The sequence below is a fragment of the Sphingomonas populi genome (assembly GCF_004208535.1).
Classification (GTDB): domain Bacteria; phylum Pseudomonadota; class Alphaproteobacteria; order Sphingomonadales; family Sphingomonadaceae; genus Sphingomonas; species Sphingomonas populi.
Genome location: NZ_SGIS01000033.1, coordinates 17,036 through 42,648, shown reverse-complemented (window position 1 = coordinate 42,648; position 25,613 = coordinate 17,036). Strand labels below are relative to the sequence as shown.

The 25,613-nt window shown below is 68.1% G+C and carries 23 protein-coding genes; 13 read left to right on the top strand and 10 right to left on the bottom strand.

The genetic code is table 11. The annotated features are described in order from the left end of the window. Window positions 1-9: 9 nt before the first annotated feature. The gene (locus tag EWE75_RS18275; protein ID WP_130159545.1) at window positions 10-2,010 is read right to left on the bottom strand and encodes a glycoside hydrolase family 97 protein; all 2,001 of its coding nucleotides are present in this window, start codon (window positions 2,008-2,010) and stop codon (window positions 10-12) included. 65 nt (window positions 2,011-2,075) lie between these two features. Next, window positions 2,076-3,080 (bottom strand): glycoside hydrolase family 43 protein, encoded by a 1,005-nt coding sequence (locus EWE75_RS18270; RefSeq protein WP_130159544.1) that lies wholly within the window; start codon window positions 3,078-3,080, stop codon window positions 2,076-2,078. A gap of 184 nt (window positions 3,081-3,264) precedes the next feature. Between EWE75_RS18270 and EWE75_RS18265 the strand changes: the two genes are divergently transcribed. From EWE75_RS18265 to htpG, 4 genes are all read left to right on the top strand, one after another. Further along, the gene (locus tag EWE75_RS18265) at window positions 3,265-3,567 is read left to right on the top strand and encodes a hypothetical protein (protein ID WP_130159543.1); all 303 of its coding nucleotides are present in this window, start codon (window positions 3,265-3,267) and stop codon (window positions 3,565-3,567) included. A 42-nt stretch (window positions 3,568-3,609) separates the two neighbouring features. Beyond that, window positions 3,610-4,215 carry a septal ring lytic transglycosylase RlpA family protein gene (locus tag EWE75_RS18260; RefSeq protein WP_130159542.1) on the top strand — a complete coding sequence of 202 codons (606 nt, stop codon included), beginning with the start codon at window positions 3,610-3,612 and terminating at the stop codon, window positions 4,213-4,215. 32 nt (window positions 4,216-4,247) lie between these two features. Further along, complete coding sequence (locus EWE75_RS18255) at window positions 4,248-4,907, top strand: cell wall hydrolase (RefSeq protein ID WP_130159541.1); 660 nt, start codon at window positions 4,248-4,250, stop codon at window positions 4,905-4,907. Between the two features lie 81 nt (window positions 4,908-4,988). Continuing rightward, a complete protein-coding gene (htpG, locus tag EWE75_RS18250; protein ID WP_130159540.1) occupies window positions 4,989-6,875 on the top strand; it encodes a molecular chaperone HtpG in 1,887 nt (628 codons plus the stop codon). A gap of 46 nt (window positions 6,876-6,921) precedes the next feature. Here the strand turns inward: htpG and EWE75_RS18245 are convergent, their stop codons facing one another. From EWE75_RS18245 to EWE75_RS18230, 4 genes are all read right to left on the bottom strand, one after another. Continuing rightward, the gene (locus EWE75_RS18245; protein WP_130159539.1) at window positions 6,922-8,115 is read right to left on the bottom strand and encodes an MFS transporter; all 1,194 of its coding nucleotides are present in this window, start codon (window positions 8,113-8,115) and stop codon (window positions 6,922-6,924) included. 165 nt (window positions 8,116-8,280) lie between these two features. Further along, a complete protein-coding gene (locus EWE75_RS18240; protein ID WP_231708440.1) occupies window positions 8,281-8,835 on the bottom strand; it encodes a hypothetical protein in 555 nt (184 codons plus the stop codon). Continuing rightward, entirely contained in the window at window positions 8,820-10,052 is a 1,233-nt protein-coding gene (locus tag EWE75_RS18235) for an alginate export family protein (RefSeq protein WP_130159538.1), read from the bottom strand. The genes EWE75_RS18240 and EWE75_RS18235 overlap by 16 nt, the downstream gene beginning before the upstream one ends. A gap of 13 nt (window positions 10,053-10,065) precedes the next feature. After that, window positions 10,066-11,439: a cation:proton antiporter gene (locus EWE75_RS18230; RefSeq protein ID WP_130159537.1), complete on the bottom strand. Its 1,374-nt coding sequence runs from the start codon at window positions 11,437-11,439 to the stop codon at window positions 10,066-10,068. A gap of 225 nt (window positions 11,440-11,664) precedes the next feature. On the opposite strand from EWE75_RS18230, the gene EWE75_RS18225 reads away from it, so the two are divergent. Further along, window positions 11,665-13,032 carry an MATE family efflux transporter gene (locus EWE75_RS18225; protein WP_130159536.1) on the top strand — a complete coding sequence of 456 codons (1,368 nt, stop codon included), beginning with the start codon at window positions 11,665-11,667 and terminating at the stop codon, window positions 13,030-13,032. Window positions 13,033-13,077: 45 nt separating this feature from the next. On the opposite strand, the gene EWE75_RS18220 is transcribed toward EWE75_RS18225, so the two are convergent. Then, window positions 13,078-13,641: a hypothetical protein gene (locus EWE75_RS18220; protein ID WP_130159535.1), complete on the bottom strand. Its 564-nt coding sequence runs from the start codon at window positions 13,639-13,641 to the stop codon at window positions 13,078-13,080. Between the two features lie 121 nt (window positions 13,642-13,762). Here EWE75_RS18220 and EWE75_RS18215 point away from each other — a divergent pair, with 121 nt between their 5' ends. Together EWE75_RS18215 and EWE75_RS18210 are read left to right on the top strand one after the other, a co-directional pair. After that, the gene (locus tag EWE75_RS18215; protein ID WP_130159534.1) at window positions 13,763-14,428 is read left to right on the top strand and encodes a response regulator; all 666 of its coding nucleotides are present in this window, start codon (window positions 13,763-13,765) and stop codon (window positions 14,426-14,428) included. Then, window positions 14,425-15,762 (top strand): sensor histidine kinase, encoded by a 1,338-nt coding sequence (locus EWE75_RS18210; RefSeq protein WP_130159533.1) that lies wholly within the window; start codon window positions 14,425-14,427, stop codon window positions 15,760-15,762. Before EWE75_RS18215 ends, EWE75_RS18210 begins: the two co-directional genes overlap by 4 nt. Before the next feature lie 126 nt (window positions 15,763-15,888). On the opposite strand, the gene EWE75_RS18205 is transcribed toward EWE75_RS18210, so the two are convergent. Further along, window positions 15,889-16,743, bottom strand: a complete 855-nt coding sequence (locus EWE75_RS18205; RefSeq protein WP_130159532.1) for an MlaA family lipoprotein — start codon at window positions 16,741-16,743, stop codon at window positions 15,889-15,891. 238 nt (window positions 16,744-16,981) lie between these two features. Between EWE75_RS18205 and EWE75_RS18200 the strand changes: the two genes are divergently transcribed. The 5 genes from EWE75_RS18200 to EWE75_RS18180 all read left to right on the top strand — a co-directional run bounded on the left by EWE75_RS18200 (window position 16,982) and on the right by EWE75_RS18180 (window position 22,561). Further along, a complete protein-coding gene (locus tag EWE75_RS18200) occupies window positions 16,982-17,809 on the top strand; it encodes a glycosyltransferase family 2 protein (RefSeq protein ID WP_130159531.1) in 828 nt (275 codons plus the stop codon). Between the two features lie 151 nt (window positions 17,810-17,960). Further along, the gene (locus EWE75_RS18195; RefSeq protein ID WP_130159530.1) at window positions 17,961-18,464 is read left to right on the top strand and encodes an RNA polymerase sigma factor; all 504 of its coding nucleotides are present in this window, start codon (window positions 17,961-17,963) and stop codon (window positions 18,462-18,464) included. Then, on the top strand, window positions 18,461-19,399 hold the full coding sequence (locus tag EWE75_RS18190) for a FecR family protein (protein ID WP_130159529.1): 939 nt from the start codon (window positions 18,461-18,463) through the stop codon (window positions 19,397-19,399). The genes EWE75_RS18195 and EWE75_RS18190 overlap by 4 nt, the downstream gene beginning before the upstream one ends. Continuing rightward, window positions 19,377-21,683: a TonB-dependent receptor gene (locus EWE75_RS18185; protein ID WP_165388441.1), complete on the top strand. Its 2,307-nt coding sequence runs from the start codon at window positions 19,377-19,379 to the stop codon at window positions 21,681-21,683. Before EWE75_RS18190 ends, EWE75_RS18185 begins: the two co-directional genes overlap by 23 nt. Window positions 21,684-21,733: 50 nt before the next feature. Beyond that, window positions 21,734-22,561, top strand: coding sequence for a shikimate 5-dehydrogenase (locus EWE75_RS18180; RefSeq protein WP_130159527.1), 828 nt, complete (start codon window positions 21,734-21,736; stop codon window positions 22,559-22,561). A gap of 3 nt (window positions 22,562-22,564) precedes the next feature. On the opposite strand, the gene EWE75_RS18175 is transcribed toward EWE75_RS18180, so the two are convergent. After that, entirely contained in the window at window positions 22,565-23,539 is a 975-nt protein-coding gene (locus tag EWE75_RS18175; protein ID WP_130159526.1) for an SDR family oxidoreductase, read from the bottom strand. Between the two features lie 142 nt (window positions 23,540-23,681). Further along, complete coding sequence (locus EWE75_RS18170) at window positions 23,682-24,464, bottom strand: 2-keto-4-pentenoate hydratase (RefSeq protein WP_130159525.1); 783 nt, start codon at window positions 24,462-24,464, stop codon at window positions 23,682-23,684. Between the two features lie 111 nt (window positions 24,465-24,575). On the opposite strand from EWE75_RS18170, the gene EWE75_RS18165 reads away from it, so the two are divergent. After that, window positions 24,576-25,613: a LacI family DNA-binding transcriptional regulator gene (locus tag EWE75_RS18165; protein ID WP_130159554.1), complete on the top strand. Its 1,038-nt coding sequence runs from the start codon at window positions 24,576-24,578 to the stop codon at window positions 25,611-25,613.

Here is a 25,613-nt window from a genome sequence, read left to right as displayed (position 1 = left end):
CGCGCGCGCTTAGCTGCCGGCCGGCTCCAGCACCACGGTCGCGCCGCCCGATGGCGCCAGCGTGAGCTGGATGCGGTCGCGCGACTGGACCTGCGTGGTCGACGTCCTGAGGTGGTTCATGTCGGCGCCGTCCTGCCAGATGCGCGCGCGCCAGCGCTTGCCGGCGCCCAGCATCGACAACGGCACGGACACCTTGCGCCCCTGCTCGTTGGTCATCGCGCCGATATACCAGCGGTCGCCCTTGCGCCGCGCCAGCACGATCGACTGGCCGATCTCGCCCGAGATGAAGCGGGTTTCGTCCCAGCTTGTCGGCACCTGCTTCAGGAAGTCGGCGCCATCGGTCAGCCGGCCATCGGCGCCGATATAGGCGTCGGGGCTGTCCGACAGCATCACCAGCGGCGATTCATAGACGACATACATCGCGATCGCCTGCCCGCGTGTGGTCTGGACATAGGGGCGCAACAGCCGGTGCCTGGTCGCAAACTCGGCAGGCGGGAGCGCGCGGAAGCCGCCGGGCGTATAATCCATCGGGCCGAGCAGCATGCGGGTGAACGGCAGCGTGACGTTGTGCGTGGCGGTGATCCGCGCGCCGAACTTGTTGTATTCGGCGCCGAGCACGCCCTCCTGAGTCACGAAATTGGGATAAGTGCGCAGCAGCCCGTCGGGCGGATACGCGCCGTGCAGGTCCACCATCAGGTGATGCGCCGCCGCCTTGGACAGCAGTTCATGGTAGAATTCGACCATCTCCTGGTCGTTGCGGTCCATGAAATCGACCTTGATGCCCTTGATGCCCCAGGCTTCGTACAGCGGCAGCGCGGCATCGAGCTGGCGCTGGAGCTGCTTCCATTGCAGCCACACCCACACGCCGACGTTGCGCTCGGCACCATATTTGACGAGGCCGGGGATATCGACCGCCGGCACCGGCACGGTCACGTCGGCCGGACGCGGGCCTTCGGAACTGCCCTTGTACCAGCCCTCGTCGATCAGGATGTATTCGAGGTTCATCGACTTCGCGAAATCGATATACGCCTGATAGGTCGCGGTGTTGATGCCGGCATTGGGCACGTTGACCGCCCAGCCGTTCCACCAGTCCCACGCGGATTTGCCGGGCTTGATCCAACTCGTGTCGGCAATCGCGGAAGGCGCGGCGAGAAGCTGGACGAGGCTCGACTGGATCAGGTCGCCCGGGCGGTCGCCGATCATCACCGTCCGCCACGGCGTCAGCAGCGGCCCCGCCGCGAGCGCGGCATGCGCCGATACCTTGAATGCCGGGCTGTCCGGGATATTGTCGCGCCGCGAGGTTAGCGCGACGCTCACACCTAGGCCGGCATCGGCGCGCCCGGCGTAATAGGCGCCCGGATAGTCGCGCTTGTCGGCTTCGACGATGGCGAAGCTGGTCTCGCCCTTGCCGGTCCGGCACAGCAAAGGCGCGTCATAGAGGTGGAAGCCGCGCATCGCCGATGCCTTGATGGGATCGAACTCGGTTTCGTGCGAATTCTCGAACCGGCCGCTGTTCGCGCCCCAGCAGCCATAATCGGCCGGAAAATAGAAGCCGGTCGTCTCCCAATATACGTCGATCGCCTGGAAGCGGGGCTGCGCCGCGACCGCGAAGCGAAAGGCGACGCCGTCGTCATAGGCGCGCGCGATGAGATCGTAAGTGACGCCGTCCTTGGCGCGGGTGAGGTGGAACACGATTTGATTGTAGCGGTCGGCGACACGGCTGGCCTTGCCCGCGACCGGAACATAGCTGTCGTTGACCGCGCTCGCCTCCGAAGACGTGACGGCGGACTCGCTGGTGCCGAAAGCGCCCTCGCTCGTGACCATGCCGATCGGCGACGTCGCGATCACCACGTTGCCGTCGCGCACCACACGGTAGCGCAGCCCCGAAGCGGAATCGATCTCGATCCGGGTGCGACCGTCCGGCGAGACGACGGCGGGCGGCGTCTGCGCGCTCGCCATCGTTGGTGCGAGCGCGGCGGCGGTGGCAAGCAGGATCGTTAGCAATTTCATGACCTTCCCCTTGTTCGTGCCGCAACGACGCGAAACGCCCGGCAGGCACGCACCCGCCGAGGTATCTACCGGGACGGCACCGAGACGCCGGCCTCGGTCTGGACCACCGGCTTCATCGTGCCATCGGGATTGTAGTGGAGATATTCGACCGTCACCGCGCGCCGCCCGATCGCGCCGCTCTGATCGCCGATCGCGATGTTCGCATTATGCAGGAACAGATACGACTTGCCCTTGAACTCGGCGATGCCGGGGTGAATCGTGAAGCTGTATTTGCCCGATCCGGTCAGTTCGCCGCGATAGGTCCACGGGCCGGTGATCGCCGGCGCGGTCGCGTAGGAGACATGCTCGTCGCGCTGGGTCGTGCGGTCGAGCGAGGCATAGGTGAGGTAATAGAGCTTGCCGTGTTTGTGCAGCCACGGCCCCTCTTCGTAATGCGGCGGCGTGATCTCGGTGATCGGCCCGTCGAGTTCGATCATGTTCGGCTTGAGCTTGGCGATGTAGCAGTTGCGGTTGCCCCACGCGATCCAGGTGGTGCCGTCGGTATCGGTCAGCACGGTGGGGTCGATGTCCTCCCAACTGTGCGGGCCTTTGGGGGTCATCTCGTTGGTGATGAGCGCGGAGCCGCGCGCATCGACGAACGGGCCGGTCGGTTTGTCCGAAACCGCGACGCCGATCGCCTTGCCGGGATGCGTATTGTCGTGCTCGACGGGCGCGTAGAAATAGAATTTGCCGTTCTTCTCGATCGCCTGCGGCGCCCAGGCGTCCTTCTTGGCCCATTTGAAATCGGTGACCTTCATGACCGGCGGGTGTTCGGTCCACGTCTTCATGTCGGTGGTCGAATAGACCAGCCACTCGCGCATGTTGAACATCTCGTCACGCTGCGCCTCGTCGTGATCGACGTAGAGGTAGAGCGTGTTACCCACCACCAGCGGCGCGGGATCGGCGGTGAACTTGTCGCGGATAATCGGGTTCGATCCGGGCGCGGCGCGGGGTTGATCCGCCGCGCCGGACGGCCCCGCCGTCAACGCCGCCAGCACCACCAGAGCCGCCGCACCGATTGTCCGTTTCATCATCATCTCCCGGTCTTCGTTAGCGTTAACAATAGTCCGACCAAACGCGCCGTCAACCGGCGGTCGCGCGACGAAAGCAGCGCGACGCGATGCGCGCGACGTCGCCATTTCGATGGAGGTCGCGTGGGACCAAATCGGCGCGCGTGCGTTGGCGCTGAAATCTTCATGAGAACAGGCGGCTGACATGGCGACGATCACGGCGACCTTCGACACGCGACGCGAGGCGGAACTTGCGGTGGAACATCTCGTCCAGGAGCATGAGATCGAACGCGGCGACATCGTGATCGAGAGCGCTTCGGACGAGAACAGCGCCGGCAACGAAGCGGGCGGCGCGGATCTCGAGACCGATTTCGAGGACGGCAATGAGGACGAAGCCGCCTTGAACGGCAGCGTCAAAGTAACCGTCACGCTCGACGACGAGGACTTGGCCGAGGATGTCGAGGACGTGCTTCACGAATTCGGCGCGAGCGACGTCCTGCAGGATTGAAGGCTGCTTCCCGCCGGCGCGGGGCTCGCCTAAAGGCGGGCGATGTTTCGTCTCGCGTCCATCCGAACGGCGTCGCTCGGCGGCGCGCTGCTCGCGCTGTCGGCCTGCGCCGGCGGCGGCTTCCGTACCCCGAGCGACGTTCCGGTCAGGATCGGCAAGCCCTATGTCGTGCGCGGCGCGACCTTCGTTCCGGCCGCCGACCCAAGCTACGACATGCTCGGCTATGCGAGTTGGTATGGTAGCGAATCGGGCAACCGGACGGCCAATGGCGAGCGGTTCCGGCCCGACTGGATCACCGCCGCGCACACGACGCTGCCGCTGCCGACCTATGTCGAGGTGACCGCGCTCGCCACCGGGCGGCGGATCGTCGTGCGGATCAACGACCGTGGCCCGTTCATTCCAGGGCCACGCATAATCGACCTGTCGCGCGGCGCGGCCGAGCGGCTCGGCATTCGCGCGGCCGGTCAGGCGGCGGTGCGCGTGCGCCGGATCGAACCCTCCGAGACCGAGCGGCAGCGCTTGCTCAAGGGCAAGCCGACCCCTGAGCTTCCCCCGGTGCCCCAGCCGGTGCTCGACACGCTTCGCCGGCAGTTCGAAGCCGCCGGAATGTCGGTTACCGGGCCGACGCGGCGGGCCGCCGGGCGGTAAGCGCCGGGCGGTTGCGGCCAGATATCGACACGATGGCGAAGCAACGCACGTCCGCGACCCGAAAGACGCAATCCGTCAGCGCCGTCCGTGGCGCCGCGTCGGACGGCTGGGTGTTGCTCGCCATCGTCGCTGCCGTCACCCTGATCGCCGGTGTGTTAAGCCCACTGGCGACGCACCCGCCCGACACCCGCCCCAAGCCGATGACGATGGCGCAAGCGCGCGCCTCGAACGCGGCGGTGCCGATCGATACGCGCCGCCGCCTCGCTGCGGCGCCCTATCGTTTCCGGGGCGGCCCGGCCCAGCGCGAGCAGGCGGCCGAATGCCTCGCGACCGCAGCGCTCTACGAAGCCGGCGATGACGCGCGCGGGCAGCAAGCGGTGATTCAGGTGATCCTCAACCGCGTCCGCGCGCCGGGCTTTCCGCGCACGATCTGCGGCGTGGTCTATCAGGGCTATACCCGCGCCACCGGCTGCCAGTTTTCCTTCACCTGCGACAGATCGTTCGATCGACGGCCAGTGCATCTCGGCTGGGCGGCGGCGCGGCGGGCGGCGAAGCGCGCGCTGGCGGGCCGCGTCTTCGCGGAGGTCGGGCGCGCCACGCATTATCATGCCGACTGGATGGTTCCCTATTGGCGGGACTCGCTGGCCAAGATCGCGCGGGTTGGCTCCCATGTCTTCTACGTCCGGCGCTGATAGCGCGCCATGACCTTGAAAGCGCCGGTTCCATCGGCCATCTGCTGCGCACGCTCACCTTGGAGATCATTGGAAAACACCATGACAACGACGACCGAAGCCGCGCCTGAAACCCGTTCCTTCGAAGCCGATGTCGCCAAGCTGCTGCACCTGATGGTGCATTCGGTCTACTCGGACAAAGACGTCTTCCTGCGCGAACTGATCTCGAACGCCGCCGATGCGTGCGAGAAGCTCCGCTACGAGGGGCTGAGCGACGCCGCATTGCTGGGTGACGACGGCCAGCCACGCATCACCGTGACGCTCGACGCCGAAGCGCGCCGCCTGACGATCGAGGACAATGGCATTGGCATGAGCGAGGCCGAGCTCGCCGACGCGCTCGGCACGATCGCGCGCTCGGGCACCAAGGCGTTCATGGACAAGATTGCCGGCGCGAAGGACTCGGGAGACAGCCATCTGATCGGCCAGTTCGGCGTCGGCTTCTATTCCGCGTTCATGGTCGCCGACCGCGTCGAGGTGGTCTCGCGCCGCGCCGGCAGCGATAGCGCCGCGTCCTGGGCGTCGGACGGCCTCGGCACCTATACGATCCAGCCGGTCGATACCGCTGATGCCCCGGCGCGCGGCACCCGCGTGCTGCTGCACCTGAAGGAAGATGCGGCGAGCTATACCGAGAGCTACACGATCGAGCGCACAATCAAGACCCAGTCGGGCCATGTGCCGGTGCCGATCTTCCTCAAGGACGCGCCGGACGCCGAGCCGAAGCAGATCGCCGATGGTGCGGCGTTGTGGACCAAGCCCAAGTCCGAAATCACGGCGGAGGAATATCAGGACTTCTACCGCAGCGCCGCCGGGCAGTTCGACGCGCCAGCGCTGACGCTGCACTACCGCGCCGAGGGCTTGCACGAATATACCGTGCTCGCGTTCGTGCCCGAGACAAAGCCGTTCGACCTGTTCGATCCCGATCGCGCCGGCCGCGTGAAGCTCTACGTGCGCCGCGTGTTCATCACCGACGAGGCGCAGATCCTGCCCCGCTACCTGCGCTTCGTGCGGGGTCTGGTCGATTCGAACGATCTGCCGCTCAACGTCTCGCGCGAGATGATCCAGGAAAGCCCGGTCCTCGCCGCGATCCAGAAGGCGGTGTCGAACCGCATTCTGTCCGAACTCGACAAGCTCGCCACCAGCGACACCGAGCGCTACCTCAAGATCTGGGACACTTTCGGCCCGGTCCTGAAGGAAGGTCTCTACGAGGATTTCGCACGGCGCGAGACGCTGCTCGGCCTCGCCCGCTTCAAGTCCACCACGTCGGGCGGCGCATGGCGTTCGCTCAAGGATTATGTCGCGGATCTCAAGGACAATCAGACCGCGATCTATTACGCGACCGGCACCGATCTCGAACGCCTCGCCACCTCGCCGCAGCTCGAAGGCTTCCGCGCGCGCGGGATCGAAGTGCTGCTGCTCGCCGATCAGGTCGACAGCTTCTGGGTCACGTCGGGCGTGGATTATGAGGGCAAGCCGTTCAAGTCGGTCACGCAAGGGCTCGCCGATCTCAGCCTGATCCCGCTCGCGGATGGCGAGCAGCCAGCGGCGGCGGCCTCGGATGCCGTCAACGACTTCATCGCATTCGTGAAGGAGACGCTGGGCGATGCCGTCGCCGACGTGCGCGCGTCCGACCGCCTCACTGAAAGCGCGGCCTGCCTCGTCGCGCCCGAACACGGCATGGACCGCCAGCTCGAAAAGCTGCTCGCGGGTGCGGGCCGGCTCGACGCGGCGGCGAAGCCGGTGCTGGAGATCAACCCGCGCCACGCGCTCGTCGAGCGGCTGAGCGCGGCCGATGCCGGTGACGCCGATGTGCGGGCGGATGCGGCGCATCTGCTGTTCGACGAAGCGCGCATCGCCGACGGCGAACTCCCGGTCGATCCGCGCGCGTTTTCGGCGCGGCTGATGCGGGTATTGCAGCGTGGGATGAACTGATCCGGGGCGGCGGGCGCGGTGAAGACCGCTTGCTGATCCGCGTGGATCAGGCCCGCCGGCGCAGGCTGACGATTTGCAACGCTGCCGCGACCAGCGCGAAACCGCCGCCGAGCAGCACCACCGCCGTCCAGCCGCCCGCGTTCCAGGCGATCGTCGCCCCGGCCGATCCTACCGCGCCGCCGAGGAACATCCCGCCCATGAAGATGGTGTTGAGCCGGGAGCGCGCCTCGGGCCGCAGCGCGTAGACGATGTGCTGGTTGGAGACGAGCGCGCTCTGCACCGCGAAATCGAGCAGGATGACGCCAGCGACCAGCCCCGCGACCGACGTCCACAGGCCGAACACCACCCACGACGCCAAGGTCAGCACCGCGCCGAGCGCGATCACCTGATGCGGCCCGCGCCGATCGGCGACGCGGCCGGCGATCGGCGCGGCCAGAATCCCGACCGCGCCGACGACGCCGAACAGCCCGGCGATCTCGGCGCCGAGCGCGAAGCGCGGCTCCTGCAAGTGCAGCGCGAGGATCGTCCAGAACGCACTGAACGCGGCGAACAGCAGGGATTGCGTCACCGCCGCCAGCCGCAGCGCACCGAACTCACGCCACAGATCGACCAGCGAGCGCAGCAACGCGCCGTAGCGCAAGCCGCTGTCGGGCTGGCTGCGCGGCAGGCGCAGCGCCATCAGGGCGGCGGCGGCGATCGCCATCGGCACGCCGACCCAGAACATCGCCCGCCATCCCCAATGCGTCGCGACGAAGCCCGCCAGGGTGCGGCTGAGCAGGATGCCGCAGAGCAGCCCGGACATGACCACGCCGACGGTCGCGCCACGCCGTTCGGGCGCGGAAAGATGCGCGGCGAAGGGCACGATCTGTTGCGCGACCGTCGCCGCCGCGCCGACCAGCAGCGAGGCGAGGATGACCAGACCGACCGTAGGCGCCGCCGCCGCCGCGACCAGTGCCAGCGCGAGCACGCCGAACTGGATCAGGATCAGCCGCTTGCGCTCGACCAGATCGCCGAGCGGCACCAGCAGAAACAGCCCGGCGGCATAGCCCAATTGCGTCGCGGTCGGGATCATCCCTGCGGCAGTGCCGGGGAAGTCGCGCTCGATGATGCCGAGCATCGGCTGGTTGTAATAGATGTTGGCGACGCCGATCCCCGTCGCCGCCGCCATCGCCAGCGTGACGCCATAGGTCAGCGGCTGCGCGGGCGGTGTTTGTGTATCCACGGGCACTCTGGTCGACATCAGATACTCCTGGGAAGATCGTGGATCATCTATCCACGCGCGCCTGCCCGACATACCGATAGGAAGATTGGGGGCGATCGGCCAGCCGGGCCGGGGCTCGGCCGCGATCGTTACCCGGGCGTCATCGCAGCCGCTGCGGCACATTCAACCCGCTATCGATACGGCCTAGCCGCGCCACGCCTGCATCGCCGCATCGTAAGCCGTCTGCGCCTGCTCAGCCTCAGCGCGCAACGCGGCGACCTCGGCTGCCTGGCGCTTCTCGGTTTCGCGCCGTTCGCGCGCCAGTGCCGCCTCACGCTCGCCGAGGGTGTCGCGTTCGCGGCGGTGGCGGGCGGCCACGTCGTCAAGCGCGGCGCGGGCCGCGTCGAGCGGCGCGCGATCCGGCCTTGGCTTGGGCTTAGGTTTGGCCTTGGGTGCGGGCCGGGGTGGCTCCGCCGCAGCTTCGCGCGCACGCTTCGGGCGATCGGGCGGAAGCGCGGCGATCTGTTCGGCGGTGGTGCCGCGCGACCGACGGATCACCTCGCCGGGCTTGGCGAGCGGCTCGCGAGTCAGGTCTGGGTCCTCGACCAGCTCCGCGATGCCGCGCGCGAACAGATCATGGTCGCTGCCCCATGCCGCCAGCGCCGCCTTCTGGCTTGGCGCGGCGACATAGGCGTCGTGAAAGCCGATCGGGGTGCGATAGACCTTGAGCTTTTGCGTGCGCGTCAGTTGAACACCCAATCCACCGACAGCCACAGCTTGTCAGTATCGGTCGCGAACGTATCGGCGCGGTAATGCGCGTAGCGTGCGGCCACGGTATAGCGCGCGATCTTGGCCTGCGCGATCAGATCGAGTTCGTCGCCATAATGGCGCGCTGCGCGATCGCTGTCGAAGCGGTGGACGGTCGCGCCGATGCCGTAGCTGCTGACCAGCCCGGCGTGCTTCCAGGTGGCGCCGAGCGTCGCATAGCCGTCGCGCACGCCATCGGGCGGGGTGGTGGCGAACTTGTCGGCCCAGCCCTGAAAGCCGAAGATCGATCCGAGCGGCGTCTGCACGCTGGTCAGCGCGGTGCCTGCGGCACCGCCCCGCGCGGCGCCGAGCACCTCGTAGCCGAGCGTGCCGCTCAGCGCCTTGCGCGACAGCGTCGCCTCGCCGAGCCAATAGGTCGCCGCATAGCGATTGGGGTTGCGGGCATAGTCGCTCTGCCGCGCGACGCTGGCGATATAGCCGAGCGTCCACCCGCCCCCGCCCAGCTTGTGATTGCCCGCATAGCGCCCGCCATAGGTCTGGCTCGACAGCCGCGCGCCGGCGATGCCGTTCGATCGCTCGTCGATCAGATAGGCGAATCCGGTGAGCGTGCCGAGCGGCATCGCATACGCGACATTGCCGAACCAGAAATTGCCGCCGATCGCCTGTGGACGCGCCGGCGTGCCCTGGATGCCGGTGATATCGCGCTCGGACCAGGCATAGGTCGCATCCACGCTGAGGTCCGGCACCACCGTCCATTGCCCGCGCACCGCATCGAAGGTGCGCTGGTTCTGCCGCCAGCTCGCCGAGCCGACGAAGCGCTGGTCGCCGAGGGTGACCAATTGCCGGCCGGCGGTGAGCGCGACGCCGTGATCGGCATAGCGGAGCTGCGCGCGGTTGAGTTCGATGTTCTGCGCATCGCCCACCACCGGCAGCGGCTTGCCGTTATAGCCGTCGTTATAGTGCGGGCCGATCGCGAGCATGCTTTCCGCCTCGACCAGCGCCGAGAACGGCCCAGTGCTCGCCTGCACGCCGCTGCGCACACGCAGCGTCACCGCATCGGCGGTGTCGGCGATGCCCTGCTGGTCGACATGTTCATAACGCAGCCGCGCATCGATCAGCGGCTTGAGCACGATTTCCTGAGCCTGCGCGGCGGACGCACCCGCCACACAGGCGGCGAGCGCCAATGCGCTCGCAACCACGTCTTTCATGAAGTCTCCCGGTTCAGGCGGCCTTGGCCACCATTTGGCTGTCGAGCGTGCCGAGTTCGCCTTCGGCGCGCGCGCGGCGGCCATAGACGAGTTCGAACAGCGGCCCGGCCATCATCGTCGTGACGATCGCCATCAGCACCAGCATCGCGAACAAGGTCGGCCCGATGATGCCCTTTTGCAGCCCGATGTTGATGATGATGAGTTCCATCAGCCCGCGCGAGTTCATCAGCGCGCCGATGCCGAGCGCGGTGCGATTGTCCTCGCCCGACAGTCGCGCCGCCGCCCAGCACGCGCCGAACTTCGCCAGCACCGACACCATGAGGATGACGAGCGCAACCAGCAGCAGTTGCGCCGAATTGACCATGTCCATGCGCGTGTTCAGCCCCGAATAGGTGAAGAACATCGGCAGCAGCAGCACGACCGCGAGCGGCTCGACCTTGCGCTTCAGCTCCGCGACGAAAGCCCCGCGCGGCATGCACGCGCCGAGCAGGAAGCCGCCGAAGATCGCGTGGATGCCGATCGCGTCCATCAGGAACGCCGACAGGCAGAACAGCGCGAGCGTGATGGCGAGCACCGTCATGCTCATCTCGCCGCGTGCCTCGACGGCCCGGCCGAGCAGGCTCAGCAGCCGCCGCCCGACGAGAATCATGAAGGCGACATACAGTATCGCCCCACCGATCGCGAGCACCGCCACGCCCGGCCCACCGCCGAAGGTCGCCAGCACCACCGCGAGCACGCACCACGATGCGGCATCGTCGAACGCGCCCGCCGTCAGCGACAGCGTGCCGAGCGACGATCCCGCCAGTCCGCGTTCGTTGATGATCCGCGCCAGCATCGGAAAGGCGGTGAGCGCGATGCACGCGCCGAGGAACAAGGTGGCATTGGCCTGGCTGATACCGGGCGCGAACAGTCCGTCGATCCCGGTCAGCCACGGCGCCAACAGTGCGGCGAGCAGGAACGGCACGATGATGCCGGCAGCCGAAACCATGCTCGCGCTGCGCAGCTTGCTCTGAACGTGATCGAGCCGGAGCGTCAGCCCGACCAGAAACATATAGAGTCCGACGCCAAGTTGCGCGCCGGCATACAGCACGTTGCGGGTTTCCTTGGGAAACAACGCGAGCTGGAAATCGGGGAACAGCAGCCCGAGCAACGACGGCCCGAGAATGACACCGGCGATCATCTCGCCGACCACCTGCGGCTGGCCGAGCAGTTTCTGCCCGAGCCAACCCGCCACACGGCAGGTCAGCAGGATCACCGCCAGTTGCAGGAAGAAATGCACGCTGAAATCGCCGGGCGTATAGCTGGCCGCGGATTGCACCGCCGGCCCGTGCGGCGAAAGGATTCCCGCGATCGTCTTCGACAGACTTTCGATTGCGTCCTGCGCCATACCCGCCCCTATGATCCCCCTGTCGCAATCCGTTCATCGCGACACAGGGCAACGAACACCAGACCCGGGAGGATCGCAAGCGGTAAGTGGTAGCGCTACAATCATTCGCTCCAGCATAGCCGAGCGGATGTTGCAGGCGCGTTGCTGATACTTGACGTTATGTATCCGCCCTCGCCCCATCATGCCGGACTTGCCCCGCCGGCCTGACGCGTCCATCGGCGACCTATGGCACGCGACGAACAACATTGGTGGCGGCGCGAAGCGCTGGCGATGGTGGTACTCGCCTATCCACTGGTGCTGACCAATCTCGCGCAGGCGCTGATCGCGACCACCGATGTGGTGCTGCTCGGCTGGGCTGGGCCGCATCCGCTGGCGGCGGCATCGCTCGGCGTCAACCTCGTCAACGCCTGTGTGTTCTTCGGAACCGGCCTCGTCACCGCCGCCGCACCGATGATCGCGCGCGCGCTCGGCGAGCGCAGCAACGCGGTGCGCGACGTGCGCCGCACGGTGCGGCAGGCGTTGTGGGTATCGGTCACGTTGGTCGTGCCGATGTGGCTGCTACTGTGGCAGGCCGAGCCGATCCTGCTCGCGTTCGGCCAGCAACCCGATCTCGCCCACGATGCGGTGAAGCTGGTCCACCCGATGATGCTCGGGCTGTTGCCGCTGATGGGCTATTACGTGCTGCGCGCGTTCGTCTCGGCGCTGGAGCGGCCGATCTGGGCGTTCGTGATCGGCGTTATCGCGGTGCTGCTCAACGCGGTGCTCAACTATGCGCTGATCTTCGGGCGATTCGGCCTGCCAGCGCTCGGGCTGTTCGGAGCCGGCCTCGGCAGCGCGCTGTCGAACCTGTGGATGTTCGTCGGCCTCGCCGTCGTGGTGGCGCGGCACAAGCGCTTCCGCCGCTATCATCTGTTCGGCAGGTGGTGGCGCGCCGACTGGCCGCGCTACCGCGCGCTGTGGCGGCTGGGCCTGCCGATCGCGGTGACGGTGGGGCTGGAGGTGACGATCTTCAACTGCGCGGTGTTCCTGATGGGGCTGATCGGCACGCCCGAACTCGCCGCGCATGCAGTCGCGATCCAGCTCGCCGCTCTGTGCTTCATGATCCCGCTCGGCCTCGCGCAAGCGGCGACGGTGCGCGTCGGCCTTGCCTTCGGGCGCGGCGATGCAGTCGGCGTGGGTCGCGCCGGCGCGGCAGCGCTGGGCCTGACGATGGCGGTGATGGCGTGTACCGCGACGATCCTGCTGACGCTCCGCCATCCGCTCGTCGCCATGTTCCTCGCGTCCGACACGCCCGCCGAGGCGCATGTCGTGTCGCTGGCGGTGTCGTTCCTCGGCGTGGCGGCGCTGTTCCAGTTCTTCGACGGCGCGCAGGCGGTCGGCGCGGGGATGTTGCGCGGGCTGCATGATACGTTCGTGCCGATGCTGCTCGCGCTGATCGGCTATTGGATCGTCGGGCTTGGGACGGCGGTGGTGCTCGGCTTCTGGCTCGGCTGGGGCGGCGTCGGCGTGTGGGTCGGGCTGGCCGCCGGTCTCGCCACGGTGGCGGTACTGATGGTCGCGCGCTGGGCGATGCGCGACCGCCAAGCCGGATAGTCAGCGCGCGCCATGCCACCGGGGGCATGGCGCGCGCTGATCGGCTCAGTTCGCGTTCTGCACGGCAGGCGCGGGGGCCGCCGCGCCTGCGGGTGCGGGAGCCGTACCGGCCGGAGCGACACCAGCCGGCGGCGGGGGCGGCGGGGCGCGATCGGGGCCTTCGCCCGGGCCGGGGCCATGCGGGCCGGGACCGCCCGGGCCACCGGGGCCGCGTGGTCCATGCCCGATCTCGACCACCTTGCCCGACGGATCGATCAAGAACATCGGGTGCAGCGTGCCGCGATCGAAGCGGCCCTGCACGCTGACGATCGCGCCCTTGGGCGCAAGCGAACCGTCCTCGACCGCCGGGCCGCCGTCGATCAGCGCCTTGCCGGTGCCGTCCTCAATGGTGAACTGGTTGCCATAGGTCTCGGCGACGCGGCCCTTGACGGTGACGATGCCGCCGTCATCGGAGAGGCTCTTGATCGCGACCGCGTGCGTCGGCGCCATCGCGATCGACGGCTGGATGGCGTGGCTGGCGACCGCACCGGCAGCGCCGCCCACGGCGAGCAGTGCGATCGCGGCGGCACTGAGGCCAAGCTTGCGGCGTGACGTGAAAGTATCGGTCATGGGATGCTCCGTTCGTGGTTGATGCCTCCTTCTACAGCCGCCATGCCGACGCGGTCTGAACCACGGCGTTCAGTTTCGGTTTAGGCCCGTGGCATAGCGGGTGCCGCGAAGGAGCGAGACGATGCGGGTATTGCTGGTCGAGGACGATGCCGCGCTGGCCGAATCGATCGCGCGCGCGCTGCGCGCCGAATCGTTCGCGGTCGACGTCGCCGACAATGGCGAGGACGGCGGCCATCTCGGGTCGACCGAAGCCTATGACGTCGCCGTGCTCGATCTCGGCCTGCCCCGCCGTGATGGCTTGTCGGTTCTTGCCGAATGGCGCGCTGGCGGGCGCACCCTGCCCGTGCTGATCCTCACCGCGCGCGATGCCTGGTCGGACAAGGTGCTCGGCTTCAAGGCCGGTGCCGACGATTATCTCGTCAAGCCGTTCCGCGTCGAGGAGCTGGTGATGCGGCTGCGCGCGCTGGTCCGCCGCGCCGCCGGACATGCCGCGAGCGTGATCCAGTGCGGCCCGCTCAGCTTCGAGGCGCAGACCGGCCAGTTCCAGCTCGACGGCATGCCGCTCAAGCTCACCGCGTTCGAATGGCGCGTGCTGTCCTGCCTGATGCTGCGCAAGGACGCGGTGGTCGAACGGCTCGACTTGCTCGAGCGCGTCTATGAAGGCGATGCCGATGTCGATTCGAACTCGCTTGAAGTCATCATCGGGCGGTTGCGCCGCAAGATCGGCGCGTCGCTGATCGAGACGGTGCGCGGCCTCGGCTACCGGCTGACGGCGGGGCCGGCATGAGGCTGCTCCCGCGCTCGCTGTCAGGCCGACTGCTCGCCACCGCCGCCGTGACGATCCTGATCGCGCTGGCGCTCGCCGCCGCCGCGATCGGCCAAGTCCTCGAACGCTTCGTGATGAGCGGGCTCGACGACCGGCTCGACGCGCAGATCGCGATCGTCGCGCGTGCGGTCGGGCCGGATGGTACGCTCGACGCGGCCAAGGCGGTCGATCTGCCGCCGTTCGACCAGCCCGGCTCGGGCTGGGCATGGGAAGTGATCGGCCCGGCCAAAACGCTGCGCTCGGCCTCGCTTCGAGGCGCGGACCTGCCGCTGCCGCGCGACGACGGCCCGCCCCCGCCCCGCGAGCGCGTGCGCGAACGCCCGCACCCGCTTGAAGGCACCGACGCCTCGGGCCTGCGCATCCATTACCGGATCATGCGGTTGCCGACGCTGCGCGGCGATGCGCTCGTGCTGGCGGCGGGGCCGCGCGCGATCGTCGATCGGCCGATCCGCGCGGCGATGCTGCCGTTGCTGCTGTCGGTGCTGCTGCTCGGCGGCTTCTTAGCGCTGGCTTTGGTCGTGCAGTTGCGGATTGGCCTGCGCCCACTCGCCAAACTGCGTGACCGGGTCGCCGAGGTCCGCGCCGGCCGGGTGCGCCACATCACCGTCGAGGAGCCGACTGAATTGCTGCCGCTGGTCGCCGAACTCAACGCGCTGATCGACGCCAACGAAGCGGCGGTGTCGCGCGCGCGCGGCCACGTCGCCAACCTCGCGCATGGGCTGAAGACGCCGCTCGCGACGCTCAAGCTCGATCTCGCCGAGGGTGACGGGCGTTTGCGTGATCAGGTCGAACGGATGGAACGCCAGATCCGCCACCACCTCGGCCGCGCCCGTGCCGCCGAACCGGGGGCGGCGGCGGCGCGGGTCGCGCTGGCGCCGCATCTCAACGATCTGATCGCGGCGATGGCGCGCATCCATGCCGATCGCGACATTACGCCGCTGGTCGATCTCGCACCGGCGCTGGAGGTGCAATGCGACGGGCAGGATCTCGACGAGATGCTCGGCAACCTCCTCGACAACGCGTGGCGACACACCCGCACGCAGGTTCGGATCACGACACGATCGGCGGATCGGATGGTGCGGATCGAGATCGCCGACGACGGCCCCGGCATGACGCCCGCGCAAATCGCCGAGATCACCCGTGGCCACCGCCTCGACGAGCGCGGCGAAGGCCACGGCTTCGGCCTGGCGATCAGCCGCGAACTCGCCGAACTGCATGGGGGGTCGCTGGAGCTTGGCGTGAGTGCGGCGGGTGGGCTGGCGGTTGTGCTGAGCCTGCCGGGCGGCGTGGCTTAGGCCGAACAAGCTCCCCTCCCTGAAAGGGAGGGGCGGGGGTGGGTCGGCTTGGGGCGGGCGCAGCGTTCCCACGCGAATGACCCACCCCCGCCCCTCCCTTCCAGGGAGGGGAGAAGGTCGTCCGCCTCAATACGGCCTCACGCCCCCTACAGTCGGCGTGTCCTTGCCGCGCAGATGGTCGATCTCGGCCTTGCGCCCGTTGAGGTAGAAATCGCGGCGTGCGCTATACGGATCGCTGGTCGCGCGGAACGCCTTGAGCTGGTCGTCGAACTTGACGCGGCGATCGAGCGTGACGCCGGTGCCGGTGCCGATGTTGTAATAGGGGCTGGTGAACGGCGAACCGATCAGCGTCGGCAGGATCAGCCGGTCGAGCGTCCCGCCGATCAGATCGCGCAGCGTCGTCGGCCCCGCAATCGGCAGGAAGAAGAACGGACCCGTCCCGATCCCGTAGAAGCCGAACGTATCGGCGAAGCCGTTGGGCCGGCGGCGCAGATGGAACGGCTTGCGCTTGGCGATGTCGAACAGCCCGGCGACGCCGATCGTCGAATTGATGACAAAACGCCCGACCGTCTCGGTCGCCTTGCCGATCTTGTGCTGCAGCACGAAGTTGATGAACACGGCGGGTTCGCGCAAATTTTTGATGAAATTGCCCAAGCCGTCGCGCATCGGCACCGGCACCACCGAATCGAACCCCATCGACACCGGCTCGACCACCGCCGTATCGAACTTCTGGGTCAGTTCGAAGCTCTTGGCGTTGAGCGCGACGAACGGATCGCCGGGAACGTTGCGGCGCGCATTGACGACAATGTCTTCGGGCTCTGCCGGATGCGGCGCGGGTTTGACGACAGGGTCTTGGACCGGCTCCTCCGTTGGCACGGCGGCTTGCAGCGCGACCGGCGCGATGGCGCCCGGCGCAGGCGCGTCGGCATCGGGAGACCCCGGCGAAAGCATTAACGCGGCTATGGACAATGCAACGCTCATCAGTGTGTGTTCGCCATCTTTGGTTGCATCATCGCGCCTCGGTATTTGCGTCTGCTCGTTAGACGCCGCCGATCACCATGACCGCATACCAATTTGATGACAAATTATTCATCGACCGCAACCTGTGGTTTGTTCCGCAGGCGACGTCTCACGCTCGGGGCAAGGGTGGGCTGATCCACCCGACGGGAGCGAGTGGGACCGAATGTATCAAAGTTTCGGAAGCGACGAAAAGGCGTCGATGGTTCGGATTGGCGACGCGCGGGGGCGCGTCTGTGCATGGAGCGTCGTGCTGCCCTTCTTCAACGAAGCGGAGCATCTCGCCGACACGATCGCCGGACTGGCCAGCCAGAGCGTGGCGTTCGAGCTGATCCTGGTAGATAATGGCAGCACCGACGGCAGCGCCGAGATCGCAAGCGCCGCCGCGCGCCGGTTCGGTCTCGACTGGCGGCTGCTGGTGCAGCGGCGGCCGGGCAAGGTCTCGGCATTGGCGATGGGGCTTGCGGCCGTGACGACGCGCTGGGTCGCCACCTGCGATGCCGATACCTGGTATCCGCCGCACTATCTCGAAGCCGCTGGCGCTTTGCTCGCGCAAGATGGCTGCGTCGCGGCGGGCGCCTATTACGTCCGCACCGATCAGCCGATCGAACGCGCCGAGCGCGCCGCACGGAAGATCCTGCTCGCGTCGCGGCTGCTGCCCGGCCAGTGCCATACCGGCGGCGCCGGTCAGGTGTTCGACACCGCTGCGCTCCGCAGGGCGGGCGGCTTCGATCCGGCGCGCTGGAATCTGGTGCTGGAGGATCATGAGATCATCCATCAGATGCTCAAGCATGGCCGCGTCGACTATGCGGAAACCTTGTGGTGCGCGCCCTCCCCACGCGAGCGCAAGCGCCCCTCGACGCGCTGGACGCTGGTCGAGCGCATCGCCTATCATCTGCTGTCCGATAGCGTCGGCGACTGGTTCTTCACCGGCTTCCTCGGGCCACGCCTCGCCCGCCGCCGGCTGACCAGCGAGCGCCTGCGCGAGACGCCCACGCCGGTCTGGCAGCCGCAGCGGCTCGCGGCCTGACGCTGTGCAAGCCGGGCACGCCATACCCCTTGACGGCGCGGGCATGCACAATGCCGTGTCATGGCCTTGCCCGGCCCGGCAAACCACGCCACACATCGCCCCCTTCTCTGTCGAGGGATACCGGCCCGTTACCACGCATTTGTCCGGCCTTATGCAAATCTATCAGGAGTCGCGTGGCGAGCTGCTGCGTTTCCTGACGGCACGCGTCGGTGACCGCGCCGAAGCGGAGGATTTGCTTCACGATCTTTGGCTCCGCATCCAGAGCAGCGACGCCGGGCCGATCGCCAATGGCCGCTCGTACCTCTACCGGGCTGCGCAGAATCTGGTTCTCGACCGTGCCCGCGCACGACAGCGCCGGCTGGTGCGCGAAACCGCATGGTCGGGCTATGGCGACGATGGCGCCACGTCCGAACCGGCCGATCCGCGCGCCGACATCGAGGCGGAGATCGCCGCGCGCGAAGATGCCGCCGCGCTCGCCGCCGCGCTGGCGAAGCTGCCCGAAAAGGCCGGCATGGTGTTCCGTCTCCACAAGATCGACGGACTGCCGCATGCCGAAATCGCGGCACGGCTCGGCATCAGCCGCAGCGGCGTGGAAAAACATATCGCAACCGCCATGACGCATCTGCGCCGGGCGCTCGACGGGGGCACCGCATGACCGACGCGATTACGGAGGCCGCCGCACGCTGGCACGCCGCGCAAGACCACGACACGATGGACTGGGACGGCTTCACCGCATGGCTGGAAGAAAGCCCGGCGCATCGGGACGCCTATGACGCTGTCGCCCTGCTCGACGACCGGATCGATCGCGCCATCCCGGCGCTGCGCGATCTGCTGCCCGAGGAGGAACCCGTCGCCCCGCGCCGGCACCTCCGCCTGGTCGGCTGGAGCGCGGCTGCGGCTGCGCTGCTGGTCGGCGCGATCGGTTTCAGCACATGGCATACCCCGCAGCCAGGCGCCTCGGACATCGCGCTATACCGCGCGCCGGCCGGGCAGACCCGCGCGGTCGCGCTCGCCAACGGGTCGCGCGCCACGCTCGCGCCCGGCGCAACGCTGCGCGTGTCGCACGGCGCCGACGTCGCGCTGGAAGGCAAAGGCTATTTCGAGATCCGGCATGATCCCGCGCACCCCTTCACGGTGACGGCCGGAGCTTACCGAATCCGCGACATCGGCACCCGCTTCGAAGTGGTGTCGGACGCGGGCATGCTGCGCGTCGCGGTGGCGGAGGGTATCGTGGGGGTAACCTCCCGTACCGCGGACGGCGAAGTGACGGTCGGGGCCGGCAAGACGCTCACCGCGTTCGCCGCCGATCAGCTCGCCGAAGTGCGCCCCACCCCGCCCGCGCCGATGGCCGCGTGGCGGGGTGGACGCTTCAGCTACGATAACGAACCTTTGGGGTTGGTGGCGGCCGACATATCCCGCTATGCGGGCGCTCCGGTGCTGATCGACGGCGTCCTGGCGCGGCGGCGATTCTCCGGGATCATCGCGCCGGGGTCGCGGGCGGTCATGGTCCGCAATCTGGAGCAGTTGACGGGTCTCAATGGCACGACCGAAGGCGACGCGATCCGTCTTGGCGACCGCACTGGCGGTTAGCGGCATGGTCTGCGCGCACGGCGCAGCCGCGCGCGAGGCACGCTACCGGGTCACGGTCGCACGCGGCGATCTCGCCACCGCGCTGGAAACGCTGGGGGCGCAGACCGGCATGTCGTTCGGCTGGGACGGCGCGTTGCCGCGCACCTCCGCCGCTGCGGTCACCGGACAGATGACCGCGCGCGCCGCGCTCGACCGTCTGTTGCGCGATACCGGCCTCCACGCGGTCCGCGCCGGGCCGACCACGTTCCGGCTCGTCCAGACCGGACCCGGTGGCGCGCCCCGCACGGACATCCCCGAGACGATGCCCGACGTGATCGTCACCGCGCGCAAACAGCCCGAGGCCTTGTCGACCGTCGCCGCGCCGGTCGCCACCTGGGTGCCCGGTGCCGATGCCGCCCCGTCCCGAAACGATACGCACGGCGTCGCGGCGAGCGTCGAGGGCATGGTCGTCACCCATGCCGGCACCGGCCACGACCGCGCCTTCATGCGCGGCATCGCCGACAGCCCGTTCAACGGCTTCAGCCAGGCGACCGTCAGCGTCCAGCTCAACGACGCACGCATCACCTACGACGCCGCCGAACCGGGGCTGAGCCTGATCGACGTCGCCCGCGTCGAGGTGTTGAAGGGGCCGCAAGGGCCGCTCTACGGAACGGGATCGCTGGGCGGGGTGTACCGCATCGTCACCAATCCACCCGTGCTCGGATCGGTGGCGGGATCGGCGGGCGCGGCCTTCACTGCGATCCAGCACGGCGGGATCGGTGCGTCGTCCGAAGCGACGTTCAACCTGCCGGTGATCGACGACCGTGCCGCGATCCGGCTGGTCGGTTATGCCTCGGTCATGCCCGGCTGGGTGAACGTGGCCGGCGGCGCGCGCGGCACCAACCGTAGCGAGACCTATGGCGGCCGCGTGTCGGTACGGATCGTGCCGGTGTCCGGCTGGATGATCGACGTGGTCGCGACCCAGCAGTCGACGGGTGCGCGCGACAGCGCCTATGTCGATCTCAACGCCGACGATCTCACGCGTCACGTCGCGTTCCTGGAACCGCGCGACGGGCGCGTGCGCGTGGTGGAGGGCAAGGTCGCCGGGCAGATCGGTGCGGCCCAACTCGTGCTCGTCACCGGCTATACGCGACAGGACCAGAGCGAGACGTATGACGCCTCGGCATCGGCGGTGCCGTTGGGCCTGCCGCGCGGATCTGTGGCCAGCTATCAAGACACGCGCGCCTACAGCGTGTTCGATCAGGAGGTGCGGCTCTCCGCACCGCCGGGACAGATTTTCAACTGGGTGGTCGGCGCGTCCTATCTTTCGGCGACCACCGCTGCCGATGGCGAACTCGCGCAGCCGGGGCGGCCGGTGCGCCCGATCTTCGCGCTGTCGCGCCAGGCGACCGAAATCGCTTTGTTCGCCGACACCTCCTTTCCGCTGTTCGATCGGTTGCGCGCGTCGGTGGGCGCGCGCGCCTTCCGCGCCACCACCGAGGACAGCCGGCGCGAGCGGCGCAAGCTTCAGGCCGACGCCAAGGCGACCCTGGGGCTCACCCCCAGCGCATCGCTGGCCTATAGCTTCGCGCGCAACCAGCTCGTGTTCCTGCGCTTCGGATCGGCGTTCCGCTCGGGCGGGCTCGATTCGACCAACACCGTCACCGGCCGCTATGCCGCCGACAAGGTCCGCACGCTCGAACTCGGCGGGCGGCTGCGCGTCGGTGACCGGCTCTCGGTCGAGGCCGATCTGTTCCGTTCGGCGTGGACGCATCTCCAGTCGGATTATCTCGAGGCGAACGGGCTGACCGCGACGCACAATGTCGGCGACGCAGTGATTCCGGGCGGCGAACTCGCGGTGGAATGGCGCCCGCGGTCGGTTTGGCACATCAAGGGCGGCGTCACATGGCAGCGCCCCCGCCTCGACCGGGCGATGGATGGCAAGCATCTCATCAAGGATGCGCGGCTGCCGGTGGTGCCCGATCTGTCGGCGCGGCTGGAGATCCGGCGCGACATCACCGCCGGCGCGTGGCGGATCTCGCCCTATGCGGCGGCGAACTATATCGGCGCGTCGCGGCTGAGCTTCGATGCCGGGCTGGACCGCCACATGCCCGGCTACGGCCTCGCCCGCGCCGGTGTCGCCGCCGTCTCGGATGCGGTGACGGTGCGGCTCGACATCGACAATCTGTTCGACGCGCGCGCCGACACCTTCGCGTTCGGCAACCCGTTTTCGGTGCGGACTACGCCGCAATTCACCCCGGCACGGCCACGCGCGATCACTCTCTCGGTATCGCACCACTTCTAGCGGCGGCGCCGTGCCGCTATCGTACGCTTCACCACATGGGAAAACCGGAAATGACCAAGCCGATGGTTGGGCGCGACACCAAGTTGTGCATGTCGCTGGCGGCGCGGCCGGGCACGTTCGGATCGCGCTTCCAGAACCGCCTGTACGAGATGCTCGGGCTGGACTTCGTCTACAAGGCGTTCACCACCACCGATCTGCCCGCTGCCGTCGGCGGCATCCGCGCGCTCGGGATTCGCGGATCGGCGATCTCGATGCCGTTTAAGGAAGCGGTGATCCCGCTGCTCGACAGCCTCGAAGCGTCCGCCGCCGCGATCGACAGCGTCAACACGATCGTCAACGATGACGGCCGGCTGACCGGCTACAACACCGATTACAGCGCGGTGCGGACGTTGCTGGAGGACAGCGGTCTGGCGCCGGACACGCCGTTCCTGCTGCGCGGATCGGGCGGGATGGCGAAGGCGGTTGCCGCCGCGCTGCGCGACGCGGGCTTCACCACCGGCACGGTCGTGGCGCGCAACGCCGCCGCCGGGCGCGCGATCGCCGACACCTACGGCTTCGCATGGCGCGCCGAGACCGGCGACCAAGGCGCACCGCTGCTCGTCAACGTCACCCCGCTCGGCATGGCCGGCGCCGATGCCGACGCGCTCGCCTTCCCGCAGGACATGATCGCGGCCTGCACCGCCGCGTTCGACGTGGTCGCGCTGCCGGCGGAGACGCCGTTCCTAAAAGCCGCCGCTGCGGCGGGCAAGCAGCGCATCACCGGCACCGATGTCGCCCAATTGCAGGCGCTCGAACAGTTCGTGCTCTACACCGGCGTCACGCCCACGCCGGATCAGGTCGAGGCCGCCGCCGCCTTCGCGCGCGGCGAAACCGACTGAGCCTCAGATCACGCCGGTGCCGCCGTTCGCGCCGAACACGCTGCCCGAGGTGAAGCTGGTGCCGCTCTCGGCCAGCGTGACGTAGAGCGAGGCGAGTTCGGCGGGCTGGCCGGCGCGACCAAGCGGCGTGTCCTGCCCGAATTCGCCCATCTTGCCCGGCAACTGCCCGCCCGCGACCTGAAGCGGAGTCCACACCGGCCCCGGCGCGACCGCGTTGACGCGGATGCCCTTGGCGCCAAGCTGCTTGGCCAGCCCCTTGGTGAACACCAGGATCGCGCCCTTGGTGGTCGCATAATCGAGCAGTTCTTCGCCCGGATCGACCGAATTGACCGAGGCGGTGTTGATGAAGCACGCGCCCGGCTTCATCAGCGGCACTGCCGCTTTGGAGATGTGGAACATCGCATAGACGTTGGTCTTCATCGTGCGGTCGAACTGTTCCGCCGTGATCTCGGCGATCGACGCCTTCGATTGCTGATAGGCGGCGTTGTTGACGACGATGTCGAGCCCGCCCAGCGCCTTCGCCGCCTTGGCCGGCAGGCCGTCGCAAAACGCCGCATCGGTGAGGTCGCCGGGGATCAGCACCACCTTGCGGCCTTCACCCCGCAGCAGCTTGGCAACATCCTGCGCGTCCGGCTCCTCGGTCGGATAATAATTGATCGCGACATCGGCGCCTTCGCGCGAAAAGGCGATCACCGCCGCGCGGCCGATGCCCGAATCGCCGCCCGTCACCAGCGCCTTGCGCCCGGCCAGCCGCCCGCTGCCGCGATAGCTCGCCTCGCCGCAATCGGGCACCGGCTTCATGTCGCGCTGGAGCGCCGGCCACGGCTGCTTCTGCTCGGGGAACGGCTCGCTGGGGAACTTGGTCGTGGGATCGGGCGCGGTGCGGCCCGTCTGTGCCAGCGCAGGCGCGGCGGCGAGGCCGGCGCCGGCTACAGCCGCGCCTTTTAACATCGCGCGGCGGGTGGTTTCGTCGGTCATGGAAGGCCTCGTCATGTCAATGGACAAGGGCCGCGATGCGACGTCGGCGGTTCCGCAGACGCGCTCGAAAGCCTGTGTCCTCAACACTTTGCAACGTGCCGCGTTCCGCAAAACCTGATTGATATGGATCGAGTTCGCTAGGCTATAGCGCAACGATCCCGCACGTCACCGCCAGCCGCCCGTCGAAATCCGCGCGCACCCGGTCCCCTGCGGCGACGGGATGGACACCGGTAACCGCGCCCGTCGAAATCCACTGCCCGGCCTCGACCGGAATGCCGCGCGCGGCGAGCAGTTCGAACAGGAACCGCGCCGCGCCGAACGGGCCGTCGAGCATCGTCGCGGTCGTCGCGCTGCCGATCAGCGCGTCGTTGATCCACAGCTCCACGGGCCAGGCATCGAGATCCACGTCGCGCCAATCGTCGATCGCCGCGCCCACGATCAGCCCGTTGTTGTTGCCGAAATCAGAAACGGTGACGGTCGGGCCGTGATCGTTGATGCCCGGAAACGGCGAACTCGCGATTTCGATGCCGACATGCACCGCGTCGATCAGCGCGGTCGCCTCCTCGGTGGTATAGCGCATCTTGGCTGGGTCGGGCGCGGTGCCGATGCGCAGCAGGAACTCGGCTTCGGCAGCGCCGAACCCTTGCGCGAAGATCGGCATGGCAAGATCGTCGGTCGCCGGCACGACATGATCGGCGAAGATCGGGCCGGCGAGCCGATCGACTCCGTCGAACGGCGGGCTGATCTTGCCGACCTTCCACCCGGCGATCCGAGCATCCGACAGCGCGATTGCCCGCTCCTGCACGGCATAGGCCTGCGCCAGCGAGTCCGGGAAACGGCCGGGAAATTCCGGCAGGGCCACGCCGGCGCGGCGCGCGTCCGTGAACGATCGCGCGATCCGCTCTGCATTGTTGTCCGGCGTCACCGCATCCCTTTCTCGGTCCGATATGGCAAAGATGTGTAATGGAAACCGGTGTCAATGACAAGCATCCCGCCGAGACTGGTTCCCGCCATTAGCAGCGTCTATGCAAGCGGGATGGAGAAGACCGGCCAGCCCACCATCAACGATGTCGCGCGGATCGCCGGCGTGTCAAAAAAGACCGTCAGCCGGGTCATCAACCGCTCGCCGCTGCTCAACGAAGATACCCGCAAGCGCGTCGAGGAGGTGATCGGCGACCTCGGTTATATCCCCAACCCGCAGGCGCGCGCGCTGGCGCTGGGGCGCAATTTCCTGATCGGCCTCGTCCACGACAATCCCAACGCGCAGACCGTGATGAACGTGCAGCAGGGCATGCTCGAAGCGCTGTACGATACCGAATTCGAGATGATCGTACGCCCGCTCAACCGCGGCTCGCTGACCATGCTCGACGATCTGCGCCATTTCCTCGAACGCCAGCGGCCGTTCGGCGTGTTGCTGATGCCGCCGATCAGCGAGAATGACGTGATCGCCAAATTGTGCGCCGATATTGGCTGCCGTTATGTGCGGATGGGATCGACCGAGCTCGACAGCGACGAGCATATGGTCGCCTCGAACGATCGCGAGGCGGTGCGCGACGCGACGCGCCATCTGATCGACCTCGGGCATCGCCGCATCGGGCTGGTATCAGGCCCGCACGGCTTCCGCTCGGCGCGCGAACGCCGGCTCGGCTTCGAGGATGCGATGCGCGACGCCGGTATCGCGCTCCCGCGCAGCATGATCGCCGACGGCGACTATCGTTTCGAATCCGGGCTGGTCGCGGCCGACCGGCTGCTTGACGTCGTGCCGCGCCCGACCGCGATCTTCTCGTGCAACGACGAGATGGCGGCGGGTGTCATCCACGCGGCCTGCCAGCGCGGCCTTACCGTGCCGCGCGACCTGTCGGTGATCGGGTTCGACGACACGCCGATCGCGGCGCATATGTGGCCACCGCTGACGACGGTGCGCTGGCCGATCGCAACAATGGCGCGCTCGGCGGCGTTGAAACTGATCGCGGGCATGACCGCGCAGGAGAGTGATGCGGCGGTGAGCGAACCGTCGCTGTTCCGCTCGACCCTGATCCGCCGCGCCTCGGTCTCGGCACCCGCAGCGGAGTGA

Bases quoted from the DNA above. Each gene is read 5' to 3' on its own strand.
- EWE75_RS18275 (WP_130159545.1), bottom strand. From the start codon at position 2,010: ATGAAATTGCTAACGATCCTGCTTGCCACCGCCGCCGCGCTCGCACCA.
- EWE75_RS18270 (WP_130159544.1), bottom strand. From the start codon at position 3,080: ATGAAACGGACAATCGGTGCGGCGGCTCTGGTGGTGCTGGCGGCGTTG.
- EWE75_RS18265 (WP_130159543.1), top strand. From the start codon at position 3,265: ATGGCGACGATCACGGCGACCTTCGACACGCGACGCGAGGCGGAACTT.
- EWE75_RS18260 (WP_130159542.1), top strand. From the start codon at position 3,610: ATGTTTCGTCTCGCGTCCATCCGAACGGCGTCGCTCGGCGGCGCGCTG.
- EWE75_RS18255 (WP_130159541.1), top strand. From the start codon at position 4,248: ATGGCGAAGCAACGCACGTCCGCGACCCGAAAGACGCAATCCGTCAGC.
- htpG (WP_130159540.1), top strand. From the start codon at position 4,989: ATGACAACGACGACCGAAGCCGCGCCTGAAACCCGTTCCTTCGAAGCC.
- EWE75_RS18245 (WP_130159539.1), bottom strand. From the start codon at position 8,115: ATGTCGACCAGAGTGCCCGTGGATACACAAACACCGCCCGCGCAGCCG.
- EWE75_RS18235 (WP_130159538.1), bottom strand. From the start codon at position 10,052: ATGAAAGACGTGGTTGCGAGCGCATTGGCGCTCGCCGCCTGTGTGGCG.
- EWE75_RS18230 (WP_130159537.1), bottom strand. From the start codon at position 11,439: ATGGCGCAGGACGCAATCGAAAGTCTGTCGAAGACGATCGCGGGAATC.
- EWE75_RS18225 (WP_130159536.1), top strand. From the start codon at position 11,665: ATGGCACGCGACGAACAACATTGGTGGCGGCGCGAAGCGCTGGCGATG.
- EWE75_RS18220 (WP_130159535.1), bottom strand. From the start codon at position 13,641: ATGACCGATACTTTCACGTCACGCCGCAAGCTTGGCCTCAGTGCCGCC.
- EWE75_RS18215 (WP_130159534.1), top strand. From the start codon at position 13,763: ATGCGGGTATTGCTGGTCGAGGACGATGCCGCGCTGGCCGAATCGATC.
- EWE75_RS18210 (WP_130159533.1), top strand. From the start codon at position 14,425: ATGAGGCTGCTCCCGCGCTCGCTGTCAGGCCGACTGCTCGCCACCGCC.
- EWE75_RS18205 (WP_130159532.1), bottom strand. From the start codon at position 16,743: ATGAGCGTTGCATTGTCCATAGCCGCGTTAATGCTTTCGCCGGGGTCT.
- EWE75_RS18200 (WP_130159531.1), top strand. From the start codon at position 16,982: ATGGTTCGGATTGGCGACGCGCGGGGGCGCGTCTGTGCATGGAGCGTC.
- EWE75_RS18195 (WP_130159530.1), top strand. From the start codon at position 17,961: ATGCAAATCTATCAGGAGTCGCGTGGCGAGCTGCTGCGTTTCCTGACG.
- EWE75_RS18190 (WP_130159529.1), top strand. From the start codon at position 18,461: ATGACCGACGCGATTACGGAGGCCGCCGCACGCTGGCACGCCGCGCAA.
- EWE75_RS18180 (WP_130159527.1), top strand. From the start codon at position 21,734: ATGACCAAGCCGATGGTTGGGCGCGACACCAAGTTGTGCATGTCGCTG.
- EWE75_RS18175 (WP_130159526.1), bottom strand. From the start codon at position 23,539: ATGACCGACGAAACCACCCGCCGCGCGATGTTAAAAGGCGCGGCTGTA.
- EWE75_RS18165 (WP_130159554.1), top strand. From the start codon at position 24,576: ATGGAGAAGACCGGCCAGCCCACCATCAACGATGTCGCGCGGATCGCC.